Raw genomic sequence first — 19,085 nt, forward strand, 5'->3', positions numbered from 1 at the left:
CCTGCGAAGCGTGTACGGCGCGCCTCGCCTCACCTTCGACAAGGAAGTCGGGAGGAACATGGACCTCGACGTTCTCGACGTCAACATCTTCGACGGTCACTCAGTCCTGCTTGCGAACCGCATCAGCATCCGCGGTGGAATCATCACCGAGATCGGCACCGGCAAGGCCGCGGACCCCGCCGAACGCTCCATTACGGCAACGGGGAAGCTGATCACGCCGGGGTTCGTCGATGCCCACGTGCACACGACCTTCGGCGGGCAGGAGTCACTGGCCTGTGACCTCAGTGCGGCGCAGGGTCTCCAGGCCGCACTCGAGACCATCCGCGACTACCTGGCAGCGACCACTCCTGGGTCCTGGGTCACCGGCGGCGGCTGGTCGATGGCCGACTTCCCCGGTGGCGCACCGAGCGCTGGGATCCTCGACGAACTGAGTTCGGACCGGCCCATCATCTTGATCAGCGCCGACCATCATTCGGCCTGGGTGAATTCGAAGGCCATGGACATCGCCGGACTCGATGCCTCCACTCCGACTCCGCCCGGCGGCGTGATCGAGAAGGACGAGACCGGGAACCCGACCGGGTGCCTGCACGAATCCGCCATGGATCTCATCTCCGCCCAGGTTCCGGACGCCACCGACGCTGAGATCCGCGCTGGCCTCCTCGCCGGGCAGTCTTACCTCGAATCCTTCGGCATCACCGCGTGGATGGACGCCATCGTCGGCGACTACTCCGGCCACCGCTCCCCCTTCGACACCTACGTCGCTGCTGAGGACACAGGCGACCTGACCGCCGAGGTGGTCGGCAGCCTGTGGTGGCCCCGTGACGTCAAGGACATCGACGCCCAGGTCGCCGCGCTGCTCGAGCTGCGGCGAACTCAGGGACAGTTCCGCACGACCTCGGTGAAGTTCATGCTCGATGGCATCGTCGAATCTCGGACCGCTGCGATGAGTGATGAGTACAGCTGCCCCTGCGGCGGGTTCGGCACCAGCTACTTCACCCGCGAACACCTGCACCGATCCTTCGCCGCCCTCGATGCGGCGGGCTTCGACATCCACTGTCATGCGATCGGTGATGCCGCCAATCGGGCGGCCCTGGACGCGTTCGAGGCGATCGGAACCAGTCCAGGCCGCTCCGGCGGCCCGAACGACTCCGACAGCGAGGGCGGAGAGCGCCGCCACCATATCGCCCACGTTCAGGTCGTCGACCCCGTCGACATTCCCCGCTTCGCTCAGCTCGGGATCACCGCGAACCTGCAGGCTCTGTGGGCCTGTCACGATCAGCAGCTGCTTGACCTCAACATCCCCTATCTCGGCGAGGAACGTTCCGGCTGGCTCTACCCATTCAGGTCCTTCGCCGATGCTGGCACACAGTTGGCCATGGGTTCGGACTGGCCGGTTTCGACGCCGAATCCGTGGGAAGCCATCCACGTCGCGGTCAACCGTTCGCACCCGGATGCGGGCGACCCGGCACCGCTCCTGCCCGAACAGGCCATCGACCTGTCCACTGCACTGTGTGCCTACACCTCCGGTTCCGCGCACCTGCTGCGCTCGGAGGTCAATGGGACCATCCGCACCGGCCAGATCGCGAATCTCGCGCTGGCCAGTGAGAACGCCTTCGCCATCGATCCGCGCAGGCTGGCCGAAGTGCACAACGAACTGACGATCGCAGGCGGGCACATCGTCCACGACGCCACCACCGCTGAAAGGCAATCATGACTACGACAGCCACAGCCGATGCAACGGCTCCCCCGCAGCTCGAACATCTCGAGATCCAAGGAGTGAAGAAGAGCTTCGGCGATACCACCGCGATTGAGAAGATCGACCTGTCGGTCAAGAAGGGCGAGTTCCTGTCCCTGCTCGGCCCCTCAGGGTGCGGCAAGACGACCCTGCTGAGGATGATCGCCGGGTTCGAGACGCCGACGGCAGGTCACATCTACCTCGGCGGCAAGGATCTTGTGGGACGGCCACCGCACAAACGTCCGGTCAACACCGTCTTCCAGTCCTACCTCCTGTTCCCCCACATGAACATCGCCGACAACATCGCCTACGGGCTCAAACAGGCGAAGGTTCCCAAACCGGAGATCGCCGAGCGTGTGCGCGAAGTGCTGGCTCTGATCCAGATGGAAGACTTCGCCGGCCGCAAACCCGAACAGCTCTCCGGCGGTCAGCAGCAGCGCATCGCTCTTGCTCGCGCTCTGGTCAACAGGCCGCAGGTGCTGCTGCTCGACGAGCCGATGTCGGCGCTGGACCGCAAACTGCGTGAAGAGATGCAGCTCGAGCTCAAACGCCTGCACACCACCCTCGACACCACCTTCGTCTTCGTCACCCACGACCAGGACGAGGCTCTGGCGATGAGCGATCGCATCGTCGTCATGTATGACGGAGTCGTCCAACAGATCGGGTCCGGCGAAGACATCTACGCCAATCCCAGCAACCGGTTCGTCGCCGGCTTCATCGGGAAGCAGAATTTCATTCCCGTCACCGTCACCGAGATCGACGAGTCCGGACCAACCCTGCGCAGCGACAACTCGATGATGCGCACCGCCCACCTGGAGGCCAAGGCAGCAACTGCCAACACGGCAGCGTCGACGACGGCCCTGGCCAAGGGCGATCGGGTTCGCGCCGCCATCCGTCCCGAGCGGATGCAGGTATCGCCCGCTGACGATTCGGCCGGATCACGGCCGAACACGGCGAAGGGGACCGTGATCTCCTCGTCCTTCCTCGGCGATGTCGTCCAGTACATGATTCGGGCGGGCACGAACAATGAGCTCCTCGCTCGGGTCCCAGCGGCCCAGGCACGCTTGTTCGAACACGGCGAAGACGTGGCCCTGTCTTGGGATGAGGATGCAGTGGCGGTGTTCTCAGATGACTGAGACTCAACCGATCAGCGTGCTCGCACCGGCATCGAAGGTCCCGGCCATAACGAGACGGGCGGCCCTGGCAGGGTTCGGAGTCCTCGGACTCGGTGCGCTCTCCGCCTGCGGGTCCACCGACGGTATGGCCGCCTCGCCGCACACCGACGGCGAACTCGAGTCGAAGCTCAACCTCTACACCTGGGGCGACTACGACTCACCTGAACTGCTGTCGGGCTTCAAGGACAAATTCGATGTCCTGCTCCAGGTCGACTCCTACGGATCGAACGAGGAGCTCATCGCCAAGCTATCCTCCAGCCGGGGAACTTCCGGATACGACGTCGTCGTCCCCACCGGGTCCGAAGTAGTGCGCTTCACCACTCACGATCTGCTCCAACCTCTGGATCTGTCACTGATCCCGAACTTCAAGCACATGGATAAGAACTTCATCGCTCAGGAGTTCGACCCGAAGAACAAGTACACCATCTGCAAAGCGTGGGGTACGACGGGCTTCGTCTACCGCAAGGACGTCATCAAGAGGGAGATGAAATCCTGGGACGATTTCATCAAGGCCTCCCAAAAGGAAGCAGCTGGAAAGACCACGCTGCTCTCCGACGCCTGGGAGGTCACCGCTATCGCCTTGGCCAGCCTCGGCTACAGCCTCAACACGACAGACAAGAAGGAGCTCGCCGAGGCCAAGAAACTCATCGTCGACGACGTGGCACCGAATGTCCGCGCCTACTTCGGCAGCGCTTCGACGGGCATCATCCAGGGCAGCTTCACGCTCATGCAGTCCTACAACGGCGACGCCCGGCAGGGAATCGACGAGGTCGACAACCCCGACGACTGGGAGTTCGTGTTCCCCACGCCCTCGGCGAATCTCTGGATGGACTGCTGGGCGATCGCCACCGGAGCACCTCACCCCGATGCCGCTCACGCCTTCATCGACTACATGATCGCTCCCGAGAACGCCATCACTCAGATCGAGTACATCGGCTATCCGATCGGTGTCGAAGGATCGGAGAAGGCGGCGAAGGCTGAGGGGATGGAAGGTCTCGACCTCATCTTCCCTGCTCAGAACATTCTTGATCGGCTTGAGGCCAGCGTCTTCAACGACGGCATGCAGGATCGCGTCGACATCCTCACCGAGGCCCAAAGGAGGTCCGGCTCATGACTCCGCTGCGCAACAGATTATTCGGTGCCGCCGCACTGTCGTTTCCCACCTGGGCATACGTTGTCTTCTTCTTCGTCATCCCAGTGGCGATGGTGATCTTCTTCAGTTTCGGCAGCAAACCCGATATCTACACCCCGGTATCGACGGAGCACCTGAGCTTCGATCGCTTCCCCGAGGCGATGACCCCGGCGTTCCTGTCCACCTTCTTCGCGACGCTGCGGATCTCGATCCTCGGCACGATCCTGTGTCTGATCATCGCCCTTCCCTTCGCCTATTGGATTGCGATCAAGGTCGCTCCGGCCCGACGTGGGCTCGCCCTGGCACTTGTCATGGTGCCGTTCTGGACGAACTTCCTTGTCCGTACCCTCGGTTGGCAGATCATGCTCTCCCCCAACGGGTTCATCTCGAATTGGCTCATGTCGCTGGGCATCACGCACGACAAGATCGACATTCTCTATACCCACACCGCCGTCCAGATCGGCGTCGTCTACAACTATCTTCCGCTGATGATCCTTCCGCTCTTCGTCGCCATCGACAGGTCGGGCCAGAAGCTGCGTGAGGCCAGCTACGACCTCGGCGCCAATAAGGTGAAGACGTTCATGCGGGTGACCCTGCCGATGGCGATGCCCGGTGTGATCTCCGGGTGTCTGCTCGTCTTCATCCCCCTCAACGGTGACTACGTCACGGCCACGGTCCTCGGCGGGGCAAGCGGGTCGATGGTCGGCCAGCTCATCGCCGAACAGTTCAACGCTGCGCAGAACTGGGCATTGGGATCGGCAATGGCGGTGGTCCTCATCGCATCAACCTTCATCGTCGTCGGTATCGGGTTCGCCGTGCTGAAGACGGGGCAGCTGATCACGGCGAAGGCCAACAGCATTCCGATCACGAACGGAAGGGCGTGACATGGCATTCACTACTCGCAAACCATTCACTGACAAGGCTCTTGACGTCTGGGGGATCCTGGTCTTCATCTACCTGTTCCTGCCGATCGCCGTGATCGTCGTCTATTCGTTCAACAATGGAACCGTGCTCGCCAATTTCAAGGAGTTCGGCTTCCAGGCCTATGTCCACGGCCTGGCCAACGACGTCATCATGTCCTCGGTATGGACCAGCCTCAAGGCCGCCTTCGGTTCGGCGCTCGTCGCCACGATCTTCGGCACGCTCGGCGGTGTCGCCCTGGCCCGAGCCAGGAGGGGTGCTTGGTGGGCCATCGGGCTGACTGTCATCCTCGCTGCGACTCTGTTCACTCCAGAGATCGTCGACGGCATCGCCTTCCTCCCCTGGTTCGTCACCCTCGGGGTCGATTGGGGCCTGGTGCCGTTCAATGACGGCATGTTCCGCCTCATCATCTCCCATGCCATGTTCTCCATGGCGGTCGTGACGTTCATCGTTCGTGCTCGTCTGGCAGGGATGAACCGTCAGCTGGAGGAGGCTTCGGCCGATCTTGGGGCCACCCCGATCAGGACCTTCGCCAACGTCACCCTGCCGATCGCTGCCCCCGGCATCTTCGCGGGTGCTCTGATGTCGTTCACGCTGAGTCTGGACAACACGATCCTCTCGAGTTTCGTCCAATTGCCCGGGTCGACTCCGTGGCCGGTCTACATCTTCGCTGCGGTCAAGGTGGCCCTGCGTCCCGAGATCGCTGCGGTGTCGACGTTGATGTTCCTGCTCACTCTGGTCGCCCTCGGCGTCTGTGCGCTTGCGCTGAAGAAGACCGGTGGAAGTTCGACGGAGATCATCAAGACCATGGCCGGCTGATCCTCGCCACCCCTGCAATGATTGCCGCAAGGCAGAAACTGAAAATCAATCGACGGCACACAGTTGCCGTCAAACAGAAAGTGAAGTGACATGGACGTCAATGCCGCATTGGCCGACGCTTCCACCGTGCCGTTCTGGCTCGATTCCGACCAGCGTCCGGAGCCCCTGCCACCGTTGACCCGCGATCTGGAGGCCGACCTCGTCGTCGTCGGAGGCGGTTTCACCGGACTGTGGACGGCGCTGCAGGCGAAGGAGCGTGACCCGAAGCGCCACGTCCTCCTGGTTGAGGCGAACTCGATCGGGTGGGCCGCATCTGGGCGCAATGGCGGTTTCTGCGCTGCCAGCCTGACCCACGGCTATGACAACGGCGAGTCCCATCTGCCGAATGAGAACGACCGCCTGGCACAGCTGGGGCGCGAGAACCTCGATGCGATCGCGGCCGCCGTAGCCAGATACGACATGGACGTCGAGTTCGAACGCACCGGCGAACTCGACGTCGCAACCGAGGACTACCAGGTCCCCGAGCTGCGAGAGGCACACGACCCGGAGTCAGGTTTCATCTTCTACGATCAGCAGGAGCTGGCGCAGATCGTGAAGTCCCCGACGTACAAGGGTGCTCTCTGGGACTCTCGTGAGGTCGCCATGGTCAATCCGGCCAAACTGTGCTGGGAGCTGCTGCGGGTCATCCGGGAACTCGGCGTCGAGGTCTTCGAGGGCACGAAGGTCACCGATGTCAGTGACCGGAAGTCAACAGTGCAGGTCACGACTGGGGTGACGGCTCAAACCCTGGAAGATTGCAGAACCGCTCCGTACAGCACCATCTCCGCCAAACGCGTTGCTCTGGCAACGAACGTCTTCCCCTCGCTGCTCAAACGCGCCAGCCTGCACACCGTTCCGGTCTACGACTACGCGCTGATGACCGAACCCCTCAGCGATGAGCAGCTTGAGTCCATCGGATGGAACGGGCGGCAGGGCATCGGCGACTGCGCGAACCGGTTCCACTACTACCGGCTCTCGGCCGACAACCGGATCCTCTTCGGAGGATGGGACGCCGTCTATCATTACGGGCGGCAGGTGTCGTGGAAGTATGACCAACGCGCGGAGACCTTCGAGACTCTGGCCGAACATTTCTACGAGACCTTCCCGCAGCTGGCCGGCCTGAAGTTCAGCCACAAATGGGGTGGACCGATCGACACCTGTTCGCGGTTCTTCTCCTTCTTCACCACCGCCTACGGCAAGAAGGTCGCCATGGCTGCTGGCTTCACCGGACTGGGTGTGGGCGCCTCGCGCTTCGCCGGCACGGTCATGCTCGACCTGCTGACCGGACAGGAAACCGAGCTGACCCAGTTGGAGATGGTGCGCAAACTGCCCCTGCCTTTCCCTCCCGAACCTGTGGCGTGGCTGGGCATCCAGATGACGACGAACGCGCTCATCAAGGCCGACGGCAACGAAGGCCGACGTGGTCCGCTGCTCAAAGCACTCGATGCGGTGGGCATGGGCTTCGACTCCTGAGCCTTCCAGTGACGTCCGCGGCTCGGACCGGAGGCTGGGGAACCTCTCGCGCTTGATAGACTTTCAGCGAGCGCGGGAGGAATTCCCGAACACTTTCTTGAAGGAGCAGAACACGCATGGCACGTGTCGTCGTTGAGGTGATGCCCAAACCCGAGATCCTAGACCCTCAGGGTAAGGCGATCTCCGGTGGAATGTCCCGACTCGGCTTCACCGGTTTCGGTGAGGTCCGACAGGGAAAGCGCTTCGAACTCGAAGTCGAAGGTGAGGTCACCGAGGAGGTTCTCGCCCAAACTCGTGAGGCTGCGGAGAAGCTCCTGTCGAACCCTGTCATCGAGAACGTCGTGGCCGTTCGCTTCGCTGAGGAAGCCTGATGACTGCTGTCGCCACGGATCCCACCACCGCCGAGGCGGGTGCTGAATCCGGTGCTTCGATCGGTGTCGTGACGTTCCCCGGGACGCTCGATGATCGTGATGCCGCACGTGCGGTTCGTTTGGCCGGTGCAAAACCGGTCAACCTGTGGCACGCCGATTCCACCCTTGCAGGTGTGGACGCAGTGATTCTGCCCGGTGGATTCTCCTATGGTGACTATCTGCGCTGCGGTGCGATCGCGGGCTTTGCTCCGATCATGGAGTCCGTCGTCGCGGCTGCCAATACCGGTATGCCGGTCCTGGGCATCTGCAACGGCTTCCAGATCCTCTGCGAATCGCACCTGCTGCCCGGTGCCCTCATCCGCAATGACCACCAGCATTTCATCTGCCGCGACCAGGAACTGGTTGTCGAGAACACGAATACCGCGTGGACCGGCGACTACACCGAAGGCCAGACGATTCGCATTCCTCTGAAGAACGGTGAGGGCGGATTCGTCGCCACCGATGAGGTCCTCGACGACCTCGAAGGCTCCGGCCGTGTGGTCTTCCGCTACCAGGGGCACAACCCCAATGGTTCCCTGCGCAACATCGCCGGCATCACGAATGAAGCTGGAAACGTCGTGGGACTCATGCCCCACCCCGAACACGCTGTCGAGGCCGGTTTCGGCCCAGAAGACGGCGGCGGAATCGACGGCCAGGGATTCTTCTCCTCGGCCGTGCGCTCGCTCGTCGAAGGTCGCTGACCTCACCGACTGGCACACGAAAGGGTCCCGACGCGCGGCATGATGCCGAGCCTCGGGACCCTCGTTCGTCCTTGCCTCGTTATTGGCCGGAATGACCTCACGCCGGCGGTTCGGTCGGGTCAACCGTCACTGATGCGCTGTCTTTGAGATCACCGCACGTGGCGACGGCCTCGTATTTGCCCGTATCGGGCATGCTATCTCGGGGCATGTATCTCACCGATGCAGACTCGTCCTCACCGGCGAGCTGGCTCTTCTCCCAGACCTTCGTCTTGTTCTTCTCGTTCTTCTTGAACACTTGGAAGTTGACTTGGTCCTTGCTCGAGCAATTGACCATCGTCAGGTTGAGCCCCTCCTGGTAGAGCCCTTCGTCGAGCATCTTCTCTTCCGGGTCCATCACGAGGGTGCCGTCATCGTAGTCGCCCCGATCGCCTTCGATGATGTGGACGCGGGCGTGAAACAAGCGGTCCGGCTCATCACCTCGTTTGACCGTGATCGTGAACTTGACGTTCGTATCGTCAGGCTTCTCATTCATCACAACCGCTCCGTCATACGGTCCGTCCTGCTCCACTGTCCACATCTCGTTGTCCAGGCTTGTGGTGACGTCATCGCCCTTCTTGAGCCCGTCTATCGTGAACTCGATGCCCTTATCGCCTGTGACCTCCCGAGGAGTCATCGTCCTGTACTTCAACGCCAAGTCCGCTTCTTTCATCACCGAATCTTCATTCGAGCTGTCTACGCCTGGGGAAGCAGCCTCGTTCGAGTAAGTTCCGACCGACGGAGCAGAGTCCGAGGGTGCCGTTCCGAGCCCTGAAGCGGTCGCCGGTCCGGTTCCGAGCGTGGAGAATCCTAGAGCGACGGTAGCTGCGAGTGCGAGCTTCTTCATTGTGATCATCCTTCTTTCGCATCATTGGGTCAGATCAAGATGTGTTGCCGTAATCAGTTGTGCCAACGACGATACGAGCGAAAGACAGGAGTTGTGGCGTTGTGTTCATTGTGGTCATGACAGGCCTGTCATGACAGTTCCGTCATTCTGTAATGGCAACGAAACTTACACACCGAAATGCTGAGCCGACGCTGAGATGACTCTTTCGCAGCTGACTCTCACATCTTCCGCAGACGTAGCTTCATTCCTGGTCACCCGCGTGCAACTGCGACGGGCTGAACGAACCCTGAGGACAATGCGAACACCTGCGTTCAGCTGGTACTCAGTTCTGGGATCACGTCCGGATGAAGCCTTCCAATGTGCGCGATCCAATCGTTATCAGCCATTTCAGCCTGCGGCTCATCTGAGCACGACGGCCGTCCCGAGCGTCGCTGACGCCGCATGCAGCTCCACTGCCCACGTGTCATCGCCGATAACACCGTCGACGCCCAGACCTCTACGCAGAGCCCCCTGTCCTCGCCTGACGACGTCGCCGCAAGGTGGTGTGCTCCTGACGCATAACCATGTTCGGAGCACGCATTTCGGCTCCGGAACACAGACTGATCCATCTATGTTCCGGAGCCGAATACCCTCTTAACAGTGTCGATTCGCGCCGACGGGCCGGGAGTCTTCACCAACCCGTCGGGTCATCGTTCGCTGTCCTGATTGAGCTCACCTACCTACTTGAGCTCGGCGGCGAGCGAAGAGGATCGTCGCTGCGCCTCCCAGGATCAATACGGCCCCTGCACCGAGACCGGTGAGCTCGGCGCCAGTGCGCGGCATCGAGCCGGCGTTGCCCGAATCGCCAGAGCCGCCCCCATCGCTTGCACCCGTGACAACGAACCCACCATTCAAACCCTGGTCCATACAGTTCACCTTCACCTGGTAGGCGCCCACATAGACTTCGGAACTGTTGCCGAGTCCGTAGACATGAACCGATGCGGCTCCGTTCTTGGCGACCTCGGCACTCTGGTCATAGAGCTTTTCACTGGGTTCGAATCCCCAGACCTCGAATTTGGCATCGCTGCCAGGTTCGCAGTCTGTGACGGTGATCGTCACGCCTTTGTCGCCGTTGATGAAATCCTCTCCGGAGATCTTCTCCGGGTCGATAGAGAGCTTCGGATCGATGACGCTGCCGTCATCGGTCACAGTGAAGGTCGTCTCCGCGGTCTTGTCCCCGCAGGACGCCATGACAAGGAATTCGTCGGCCCAGGAGGCTCCACGTTCGCCTTGGGGAACGAAATTCACGAATCCGGCGGCGTCCTCTCCTGCTTTCTGCGTCTCTTCCCAGATCGTAGTGTCAGGGTCATTCTTAGTGCTCACCCTGAACTTCACATCATCGTCGACGCGGCAATTGACGAGCGTGATGTACACACCGTCATTGAGGAACTCCTGCAGCTCCTGACTCTTCGGCGTCACCGTAAGGTCAGCATCGGAATCCTCGCCGCCCTCATCGGTCACGGTGAAGGCCGACTTGGTGCTCTTGTCACCACAGGTAGCCTCGACGACGAAGTCACCGATCCAGCCGTCCTCACTGGAGTCCGGGACGAAGGTGGTGGATCCGGTCGAGTTCTCATCGGCCTTCTGCGTGTCCTCCCACAATGTCGTGTCCGAATCGCCCTTGCGGGTGATGCGGAAGTTGACCTCGCCACCGATCGTGCAGTTGTCGAGTGCGATCCGGACACCGCCTGAGGCAAAATCGCCAAGACTTTGGGTCTTCGGCGAGACAGTGAGGTCGCCATCGCCGTCATCATCTTCTGGAGCGACGACTTGAACGCTGCCGCTGAAGGTCTTCGGATCCTCGCCGTCACGGGTGACCGTGACGCTCACGTCGAGCGTCTCGCCAGCCTTGACTTCGGTGTTGCCGAGAATTGTGCCGGTGAACGCACCGCCAGCTTCAACAGTGGTCGAACCGGCCTCACCGGGTTCGGCGGTGACGACATCTCCGACTTCGAGGGGTTCAATCGTGTAACCGATGCCCTTGTCAGGATCACCTATCTCTTCTGCGGTCATCTTCTTCTTATCGAGAACGAAGTTCGCTTCGATTGCTTGAGGTTTCGCTGCGTCGTCCTCGTTCTCTTCATCCTCGCTGTCCTCTGGGTCAGAGGCCTCTTCGCCAGCAGTGGTCGACTCACCGGGGCCAGTCGATTCACCTCCATCTTGGTCCCGATCCGGGTCTGTTTCCGAGGCGTCCTGTCCTTCGCCCGTTCCGGGATCGGCGCCGTCCCCCGGATCGGCTGCAGCTTCGGTCGGAGCTTCAACGCGAGCCTGAGCGGCGAGTGCCTCGGCGGTGGTCAGAGATTCTGCAGCTGCTGGCCCGACTCCCACGGTGGAGACTGCCAAGGCGAAAGCTGCTGCAAGTGCCAGCCGTTTCATGAGGATCCTTCCAGAGATCTGGGTGGCTGCCATGTTCGGTTATGGAAAAGACCATACGTACGTAGTTAGGAAGGAGACATTTTTGTTCATTTAGTTCATGACGGAAATGCAATAGGGAAATGTTGAAATGGTTATCCCCTTGAGACATCCAGATCCGTCAATTGAATCGATCTCTGAATTTTCAATGCTCTGCTGACCGAGCCCACCTCGATCTTCATCGGCTACCGTCCGGTATCTCGTACCGCTGGGTGCAGGGAACATCATGGTCACAATCTCCGGAGATCGCCTGACTTCGCTTAAAGATCGTTACCGTCCTCAGAAGACGATTCGGCCCCCGCACGTGAAATGCGGGGGCCGAATCCGGCGCTGCTCGATCAGCGCTCGAGCCGATCACACCGGTGTTGTCACCGTCCGTGGCCGGCGACTCTCCACTAGGTCAGGCCTCACCGGTGCGCTGGGTCTCGATTTCGTCACCACCCTCATCGGCTTCGACGCCGGTGGGTTCCTCGATGAGGATTCCAGGTTCGGCCTCTGATTCCGCCAGCACCTCAGCGGTGAATTGCTCTTCAGCGTCCTCCCCTCGGAACTGCGACATGTAGAGACGGTAGTACGCTCCTTCTGCGCTCAGCAGCTCTTCGTGGTTTCCGTGTTCGACGATGGCTCCGTCCTCCATCACGAGGATGGTGTGGGCATCGCGGATCGTCGACAGTCGGTGTGCGATGACGAACGATGTCCGATCCGTTCGCAAAGCGGCCATAGCCTGCTGGACGAGCACCTCGGTGCGGGTGTCGACCGAGGATGTCGCCTCATCGAGAATGAGCAGTGACGGATCTGCGAGGAATGCTCGCGCGATCGTGATGAGCTGACGTTCTCCGGCAGAGACGCTGCCGCCGTCGGAGTCGATGATCGTGTCGTACCCATCGGGCAGCTGACGCACGAAGCGGTCGACCATGGTTGCCTGCGCTGCAGCCATGACCGCGTCGTCGGTGGCGTCGAGCCTGCCGTACCGGATGTTCTCTCGGATGGTGCCTTCGAACAGCCACGCATCCTGGAGCACCATGCCCACATGGGACCGCAGATCTGCTCGGGACAGGTCCTGAGTGTCAGTGCCATCGAGGAAGATGTGGCCGCCGGTGATTTCGTAGAAGCGCATCACCAGATTGACCAAGGTGGTCTTGCCAGCCCCAGTCGGTCCGACGATGGCCACCGTGTGGCCGGGCTCGGCCGTGAACGAGACCTTCTCGATGAGCGGAGTGTCCTCGGTGTAGCGGAAGCTGACCTCGGAGAACTCGACCCTGCCAGGAGTGCGCTGCGGCAGCGTCTCCTCAGCGTCGTCGGGTTCTTCTTCCTCAGCATCAAGGAGTTCGAAGGTCCTCTCTGCCGAGGCGACGCCGGACTGCAGCATGTTCGCCACACCAGCCATCTCAGAGATCGGCTGGGAGAACTCACGGGAGTACTGGATGAAGGCCGTCGCGTCGCCCAGTGTCATCTGCCCCGAGGCCACCTTGAGGCCGCCTGCGACGGCGATGAGGACGTAGCTGAGGTAGGACACGAACTGCATCGCGGGCATGATCATGCCCGACACGAACTGTGCACCGGCCGAGGCTTGGTACAGGGATTCATTGCGGCGATCGAATTCCTCGAGCATGATCTCGTCACGACCGAAGGCGCGAACCACGTCGAGGCCGGAGAACGATTCTTCGACATGTCCGTTGACATCACCGGTGTGCTTCCACTGTGCCTTGAACAACCTCTGCGACCGGGTGCCGATGACACCGGCGATGAGCGCTGAGAGTGGGAGTGCGATAAGCGCCAGCAGTGCCAATTGCCAGGACACGATGAACATCATCACGCCGATGCCCAGGATGGTCAGAGCGGATTGGACGAGCTGCGAGAAGGCCTGCTGTAGTGCCTGCTGGATGTTGTCGACGTCGTTGGTCACGCGCGACATCACATCGCCGCGCTGCCTGGTGTCGAAGTATCGCAGAGGCAGTTTGTTGATGGTGCGTTCGATGTCTTCGCGGAGTCGGTAGACGACGCGCATCACGAGGGCGTTGAGGATGTAGCCTTGCGCCCACATGAGCATCGAGGCCACAAGGTACATGAGGAGCACGAGGATGATGATCTGGCCCAGAGCGGTGAAGTCGATGCCCTGGCCGGGAACAACCTCGGCGGTGGAGAGCATATTGGCGAAGTCGTCTCTGCCTTCAGCCCGAGCGCCGGCGATGATGTCGTCGGCGTTGGCGCCCGCAGGCATCTGGGAGCCGATGACACCGGAGTAGATGATATCCATGGCCTTGCCCAGCACCTTCGGTGCGATGACGGTGAGCACGACTGAACCGATGACGAGAAGGACGACGTTGATGAGGCCCAGCTTCTCCGCACCCATCAGCCCAAACAGTCGTTTGACCGAGGGCCAGAAATGCTTTGCCTTCCTAGCCGGGGTATCGCTGAACATGTCCCCCTCGTCGCCGTGGGGCAGGTAGTCCTCTTCGGTGGTCTGCGCTGTGTCGGGAACGACGGTCGCTGTTGCCGCCGAGGTGGTTGACGTCGTTGACTCCTTGGATTCCTTGTTCGTCAAGTCAGTTCACCCCTTCCGTGGCCAGCTGGGATTCGACGATCTCCTGGTAGGTTTCGTTCGCGTCCACGAGCTCTTCGTGTGTTCCCCGGCCGACGATCTTGCCCTCATCGAGGACGATGATCTGGTCGGCGTCTCGAATAGTCGAGACTCGCTGCGCCACAACCACGACGGTCGAATCACCGGTGGTGTCATCCAAGGCGCTGCGCAGACGGGCGTCGGTGGCCACGTCGAGAGCAGAGAATGAATCATCGAAGACGAAGATCTTCGGCTTAGCCGCCAATGCTCTGGCGATGCACAGCCTCTGTCTCTGCCCACCCGAGTAGTTCGTGCCACCTTGGGCGACGCCTTCCTCGAGCTGATGAGTCTTATCGGCGACGAAACCCGCGGCCTGAGCCGTCGTCAGTGCTTCCCACAGCTCTGTATCATCAGCGAACTCGTTTCCGAACCGCAGGTTAGAGGCGATCGTGCCCGAGAACAGGTACGGCTTCTGCGGGACGAGGCCCACCAGCTGCGCCAGCTGATGCCTATTGAAGGCGCTGACCGGAACATCGTCGATGAGGACCTCGCCCGACTGCGGGTCAAGCAGCCGCGGGATGAGGTTGACGATCGTGGATTTGCCGGCGCCCGTGGCTCCGATGATCGCAGTCGTCGTGCCTGGCTGTGCGGTGAAGCTGAGGTTCTCGAGGACTGGCATCTCGGCCCCGGGATAACCGAAGGTGACATTGCGGAACTCGAGCTCACCTCGGCGAGGGAGTTCATCCACGCCCTTGGGAATGACCATCGACGTGGTCGAATCGAGGACTTCGGAGATGCGTTCGGCGCAGACGACTGCGCGGGGAATCATCATCATCATGAACACCCCCATCATGACGGCCACGAGGATCTGCAGAATGTACTGCAGGAAGGCCGTCAGCGATCCGACTTCCATCTGACCGGCGTCAACGCGGTGTCCGCCGAACCACAGCACGGCGGCGGTGGCGAGGTGGAGGATCATCATGATCGCGGGGAACATGAGAACGAAGAGGTTGCCGACCTTCACCGAGGTTTCCGTCAGGGCCCGATTGGCGAGGGCATAGCGGTCGGTTTCGAATGGTTCGCGCACGAACGCGCGGACAACTCTGATGCCGGTGATCTGTTCGCGGAGGACTCCGTTGATGTCATCGACCTGCTCCTGCATCCGTCGAAACAGCGGCATGAGCAGATAGACGAGGATGCCGACGACGATGAACAGCGACGGCACGGACACCCACACCAGCCAGGACAGCCCCACGTCCTCGCGCAGTGCCATGATGATTCCGCCGATGCACATGATCGGTGTGGAGACCATGAAGTTCAAGGTCATGAGCACCAGCATCTGGACTTGCTGCACGTCGTTGGTGTTACGGGTGATGAGGGTGGCGCTGCCGAACTTGCCCACTTCAAGCGTCGAGAGCTCATCGACCTTGCTGTAGATGGCACGGCGCAGATCCCGCCCGACTCCCATGCCGGTGCGAGCACCGAAGAAGATGGCGGTGACTGCCGTGACGACCTGGACGAGGCAGACGATGATCATCGTCATGCCGGTCGACCAGATGAAATCGGTGTCACCTTTCGCGACGCCCTGGTCGATGATCTGCGCATTCAGACTCGGCAGGAACAGCGCCGCAATGGTTGCGGCCAGCTGCAGGACGACGACGAAGATGATGTAGAGCCAATAGGATCGGGCGTATTTCAGAGACAGGCGTAATAGGGCCACAGCGGAAGTCCAGATAAGGTAGTAGTTCGCGAAACAGGCGTTGAGAAATTCGAAAGCGCAACAGGCTATCTTACATGCGTTCCCCTCTCGAACAATAGGTTGAACCTGTTTCCCTTCTCGTTGCAGTTCACCACACGGCACTGACACGAACAGGTAAAACCGGCTCCGACCTCGGCGGTAGCTCCGCGTGCCTCTTCGCTAATCGGGCGGACACCTCTAGTCTTGAAATCATGAGCACAACTTTGCAGGACCTCGTCAATCGCGCCGTCTTCTTCTCCACAGAGATGCAGACGCACTTCGGCGCTCTCATCGCCGATGCCGAATGGGAGGTCGATTTCTCGTCCGACCCACACCTGACCTTCACTTCTGCGGAGGGGACTGTTCTGCGTGGCCGCCCGCATCTGCTCGGTTCGGAGTCGAATGGGCAGAGTACATGGCTGTGGGGTTGGGAGAACATCAACGAGTTCCCCGAGGCTGTCGTCGGCCTCGCCCACGAGGTTCGCAAGTTCGGCGCCGCCGAGGATGTCGCCGAGTTGATCTCTGAGGAGCTCCCCCTGGATGAGGAGCTTGCGCTGCGTCTGACCTTGGCGTCGAAGGAGGCCACCGGAAAGTGGGCTCACTATCCTGCTGCAGCCGGTGCAGGCACGACGGTCTGGCTGCTCGTCGATGCTCCGGAGCTGACTCTGCCCGAGCCTCAGGTCAAGGCCACTGTGCGAGCTCTCATGCAGGGACTGACACAGACGACTGTGACCGATCATCGCGTCGCCCTCGAGGCATATGTGGCCAAGCGGGGCATCCCCACCGCAGTGTTGCCCGAGGCCGGACTACGTCTGCTCTTCGCCGATGGGTCGGCTGACCTGTCCTTTGACGACCAGAACCGGATCTCCAATTGCGAGATGGGTGCACCGCTCGAAGGTGAAGCCGCGCAGCAGTATGCGCAGTCCACCGGGACGTCCGCGCCCGCAGAAGAGGCCGCGGATGTTCCTGCCGCGGCGACCGAGTCGAATCCTGCTGCCACCGCACCGCGCTCAGATTCCGAGCCGGTTAGTGCAACACGGCCTGAGAGCAGAGAACCTGCTCCGACCGATGTGGAAGCAGCAGACTCGGCATCAACGCTTACACAGTCGCCAGGCGATTCCACAACCGAGGCATCTCCCTCGAATGTTCCAACCACCTCCCCCGCCGAGGCGGCACCCGAGAACGAGCGCGACTCCACTTACGCTCGTCCCACGCCTGCAACCGGATCGGAACAGGCAGCGGACGCCGAGACTGAGCCTGCAGGGTCGGGCACGGAAGGCACGCACGACACCGATCGTCAGACCGACGAGGCAGAGACCAAGTCTGAGGAACCGAAAAAGAAGAAGGGTCTGTTCTCGAAGCTCTTCGGCCGCTGATCTGCAGGTGCTGACCACCCGTCATCGGTTGACGGGTGTGCGCGGCTCCCAGCTGAAGTCACGGTCGAAGAGGTACCGACGTTCCCGGTCGGGCGTCAGCGTCGCGTCAAGGCCTCACCTGTCAGGGTGATTTCGCCCGAGTCATCGATGGCGAAGGTGAGGGTCGCCTCGTCGACATAGTCTCTGATGAGACCTTGCGAGCCCTTCTGCTCCGGGTAGAGCTTGAGCCTGACCTTATTGTCCCCATCTACGCTGTAGGAGCCCTTCTGCAGGCTTCCGTCGGCGTAACGCAGGCCCACGGCAGCAGTCCTTTCTTTGGACAGTTGCCCGAAGGCTGCCTGCGTGATTTGAGAGTCGTTGAAGTCCGCTCTGCTCTCGCCTGAGACCGAGTAGACCCCAGCTATGGCGCTTTGCGCATCGAGTCTGCCCCAGTCGGTCATATTTCCGAATACGACGCCCGAGCCGACCAACATTGCGATGGCGAGCAGGGGCGCGGCCCACCGTGTGATCGCCACGAAGATACGGTTCGTGGAGATCAGACCTGCCACTCTTGCACCTGTGGGCTTGCCGACCACGAAGCGGCATAGCCGGCGCAGGTTGGGAATGAGGAGGATGATTCCTGCAAGAGCCATGATGCCTGAAAGCTGTTTGACGGGCACGTCGAAGGTCAGGTTGAGCAGGAACACAATCCCCATGTTCAGAGCCGCGAGAAGGGCACCCAACCAGGCTGTGCGCCTAAACAGAAGGAAGGCTGCGGCTGCGACCTCGGCCAGGCCAGCCAGGATCTGGATGCTCGGAGAGAAGGCCATGAAACGCCATAGCAATCCCATGGGACTCATTTCGCCATATTGGACGAGCGCGTCGGAGTAGTCGGCCTGTCCCATCTGCATGAGGAACACCTTCGACCACCCGTAGATCAGCAGGTAGCCTGCCAGCCAGATGCGAAGCAGCCAGTGTCCGGTCCACAGGACCCGGACAGTGATCATTCGAATCTTGCCGGGGCTGCGAGCTTGGGTGGGATCCGTTGCACGTGCTGCCGAGGAGCCATTCCCATTTCGGCAGCCTCCGCCGTCCTCTTCGTCGGCCACAGGATCTTCGTTGAGACGCAGGTTGTCTTGCATACTGCAACTGTAGGACGGAAGCTGGACAGTTGAACTGAGGCAAACTCAACTGTCGAATAGGGAAAACCCAACACTTGCACCAGCGCCCCTGGCCCTGAAACTCCTATGAATGCGAGAAAGGGGCCATCCCACCGAAGCGGAATGACCCCTCACCAAAAAGCAGGAAGGCCACCCTGTCAACGACAGGATGGCCTCCCTAAAAAATATTGCGGCAGTCACTTACTCTCCCACAACCACCAAGTTGCAGTACCATCAGCGCGAATGGGCTTAGCTACCGGGATCGGAACGGTTAACCGGGCGTTTCCCCACCACTATCACCACCGCAAAACCAACACACCACCACCACCCCAAAAACTCTCAAGTCCTCAAAGGGCAAGTAGCGGTCCAAGAACCGTACAGCGAACGCGAACACCACACACAATGTGACTCGTCAATAAACATCTCGTGAAACCCTATAAATGCTTCCCGCACACACAACCACCAAAAAAAGGGTTATATGAGTGATCGGCGTATTAGTACCAGTCAACTCCACACCTCACAGTGCTTCCATA

14 protein-coding genes and 1 rRNA gene are annotated in these 19,085 nt (G+C 60.9%); 9 read left to right on the forward strand and 6 right to left on the reverse strand.

The features are described 5' to 3' along the window. Nucleotides 1-10 precede the first annotated feature (10 nt). The 8 genes from INT29_RS11585 (at nucleotide 11) to purQ (ending at nucleotide 8,405) form a co-directional block, all read left to right on the forward strand. On the forward strand, nucleotides 11-1,714 hold the full coding sequence (locus INT29_RS11585; protein ID WP_319020889.1) for an amidohydrolase: 1,704 nt from the start codon (nucleotides 11-13) through the stop codon (nucleotides 1,712-1,714). Further along, complete coding sequence (locus INT29_RS11590; protein WP_193071707.1) at nucleotides 1,711-2,871, forward strand: ABC transporter ATP-binding protein; 1,161 nt, start codon at nucleotides 1,711-1,713, stop codon at nucleotides 2,869-2,871. Before INT29_RS11585 ends, INT29_RS11590 begins: the two co-directional genes overlap by 4 nt. Beyond that, nucleotides 2,864-4,024 carry a spermidine/putrescine ABC transporter substrate-binding protein gene (locus INT29_RS11595; RefSeq protein ID WP_101571763.1) on the forward strand — a complete coding sequence of 387 codons (1,161 nt, stop codon included), beginning with the start codon at nucleotides 2,864-2,866 and terminating at the stop codon, nucleotides 4,022-4,024. The genes INT29_RS11590 and INT29_RS11595 overlap by 8 nt, the downstream gene beginning before the upstream one ends. After that, nucleotides 4,021-4,926 (forward strand): ABC transporter permease, encoded by a 906-nt coding sequence (locus INT29_RS11600; protein WP_101571761.1) that lies wholly within the window; start codon nucleotides 4,021-4,023, stop codon nucleotides 4,924-4,926. The genes INT29_RS11595 and INT29_RS11600 overlap by 4 nt, the downstream gene beginning before the upstream one ends. A gap of 1 nt (nucleotide 4,927) precedes the next feature. Continuing rightward, nucleotides 4,928-5,782, forward strand: coding sequence for an ABC transporter permease (locus INT29_RS11605; protein WP_101571759.1), 855 nt, complete (start codon nucleotides 4,928-4,930; stop codon nucleotides 5,780-5,782). A 90-nt stretch (nucleotides 5,783-5,872) separates the two neighbouring features. Beyond that, a complete protein-coding gene (locus tag INT29_RS11610; protein ID WP_101571757.1) occupies nucleotides 5,873-7,294 on the forward strand; it encodes an NAD(P)/FAD-dependent oxidoreductase in 1,422 nt (473 codons plus the stop codon). Between the two features lie 116 nt (nucleotides 7,295-7,410). Continuing rightward, on the forward strand, nucleotides 7,411-7,665 hold the full coding sequence (gene purS / locus INT29_RS11615) for a phosphoribosylformylglycinamidine synthase subunit PurS (protein ID WP_193071708.1): 255 nt from the start codon (nucleotides 7,411-7,413) through the stop codon (nucleotides 7,663-7,665). Next, nucleotides 7,665-8,405: a phosphoribosylformylglycinamidine synthase subunit PurQ gene (gene purQ, locus INT29_RS11620; RefSeq protein WP_101571753.1), complete on the forward strand. Its 741-nt coding sequence runs from the start codon at nucleotides 7,665-7,667 to the stop codon at nucleotides 8,403-8,405. The genes purS and purQ overlap by 1 nt, the downstream gene beginning before the upstream one ends. Before the next feature lie 97 nt (nucleotides 8,406-8,502). Here purQ and INT29_RS11625 read toward each other — a convergent pair whose 3' ends face one another. The 4 genes from INT29_RS11625 to INT29_RS11640 all read right to left on the reverse strand — a co-directional run bounded on the left by INT29_RS11625 (nucleotide 8,503) and on the right by INT29_RS11640 (nucleotide 16,019). Then, complete coding sequence (locus tag INT29_RS11625; RefSeq protein WP_193071709.1) at nucleotides 8,503-9,288, reverse strand: hypothetical protein; 786 nt, start codon at nucleotides 9,286-9,288, stop codon at nucleotides 8,503-8,505. 711 nt (nucleotides 9,289-9,999) lie between these two features. Then, complete coding sequence (locus INT29_RS11630) at nucleotides 10,000-11,703, reverse strand: hypothetical protein (RefSeq protein WP_193071710.1); 1,704 nt, start codon at nucleotides 11,701-11,703, stop codon at nucleotides 10,000-10,002. A gap of 436 nt (nucleotides 11,704-12,139) precedes the next feature. Then, on the reverse strand, nucleotides 12,140-14,161 hold the full coding sequence (locus INT29_RS11635; protein ID WP_226841900.1) for an ABC transporter ATP-binding protein: 2,022 nt from the start codon (nucleotides 14,159-14,161) through the stop codon (nucleotides 12,140-12,142). 124 nt (nucleotides 14,162-14,285) lie between these two features. Beyond that, entirely contained in the window at nucleotides 14,286-16,019 is a 1,734-nt protein-coding gene (locus INT29_RS11640) for an ABC transporter ATP-binding protein (protein WP_193071711.1), read from the reverse strand. Between the two features lie 230 nt (nucleotides 16,020-16,249). Here INT29_RS11640 and INT29_RS11645 point away from each other — a divergent pair, with 230 nt between their 5' ends. Beyond that, on the forward strand, nucleotides 16,250-17,413 hold the full coding sequence (locus INT29_RS11645; protein WP_193071712.1) for a DUF6882 domain-containing protein: 1,164 nt from the start codon (nucleotides 16,250-16,252) through the stop codon (nucleotides 17,411-17,413). A gap of 95 nt (nucleotides 17,414-17,508) precedes the next feature. Here INT29_RS11645 and INT29_RS11650 read toward each other — a convergent pair whose 3' ends face one another. Both INT29_RS11650 and rrf read right to left on the reverse strand, forming a co-directional pair. Beyond that, entirely contained in the window at nucleotides 17,509-18,534 is a 1,026-nt protein-coding gene (locus INT29_RS11650; RefSeq protein WP_226841881.1) for a DoxX family protein, read from the reverse strand. 206 nt (nucleotides 18,535-18,740) lie between these two features. Then, nucleotides 18,741-18,859, reverse strand: a 5S ribosomal RNA gene (rrf, locus tag INT29_RS11655). Nucleotides 18,860-19,085: the final 226 nt, after the last annotated feature.

The organism is Brevibacterium sp. FME37 (genome assembly GCF_014897485.1).
Taxonomy (GTDB): domain Bacteria; phylum Actinomycetota; class Actinomycetes; order Actinomycetales; family Brevibacteriaceae; genus Brevibacterium.

Coding starts and splice junctions, on each gene's coding strand:
- INT29_RS11590 (WP_193071707.1), top strand. CDS start 1,711: ATGACTACGACAGCCACAGCCGATGCAACGGCTCCCCCGCAGCTCGAA.
- INT29_RS11595 (WP_101571763.1), top strand. CDS start 2,864: ATGACTGAGACTCAACCGATCAGCGTGCTCGCACCGGCATCGAAGGTC.
- INT29_RS11600 (WP_101571761.1), top strand. CDS start 4,021: ATGACTCCGCTGCGCAACAGATTATTCGGTGCCGCCGCACTGTCGTTT.
- INT29_RS11605 (WP_101571759.1), top strand. CDS start 4,928: ATGGCATTCACTACTCGCAAACCATTCACTGACAAGGCTCTTGACGTC.
- INT29_RS11610 (WP_101571757.1), top strand. CDS start 5,873: ATGGACGTCAATGCCGCATTGGCCGACGCTTCCACCGTGCCGTTCTGG.
- purS (WP_193071708.1), top strand. CDS start 7,411: ATGGCACGTGTCGTCGTTGAGGTGATGCCCAAACCCGAGATCCTAGAC.
- purQ (WP_101571753.1), top strand. CDS start 7,665: ATGACTGCTGTCGCCACGGATCCCACCACCGCCGAGGCGGGTGCTGAA.
- INT29_RS11625 (WP_193071709.1), bottom strand. CDS start 9,288: ATGAAGAAGCTCGCACTCGCAGCTACCGTCGCTCTAGGATTCTCCACG.
- INT29_RS11630 (WP_193071710.1), bottom strand. CDS start 11,703: ATGAAACGGCTGGCACTTGCAGCAGCTTTCGCCTTGGCAGTCTCCACC.
- INT29_RS11635 (WP_226841900.1), bottom strand. CDS start 14,161: ATGTTCAGCGATACCCCGGCTAGGAAGGCAAAGCATTTCTGGCCCTCG.
- INT29_RS11645 (WP_193071712.1), top strand. CDS start 16,250: ATGAGCACAACTTTGCAGGACCTCGTCAATCGCGCCGTCTTCTTCTCC.
- INT29_RS11650 (WP_226841881.1), bottom strand. CDS start 18,534: ATGCAAGACAACCTGCGTCTCAACGAAGATCCTGTGGCCGACGAAGAG.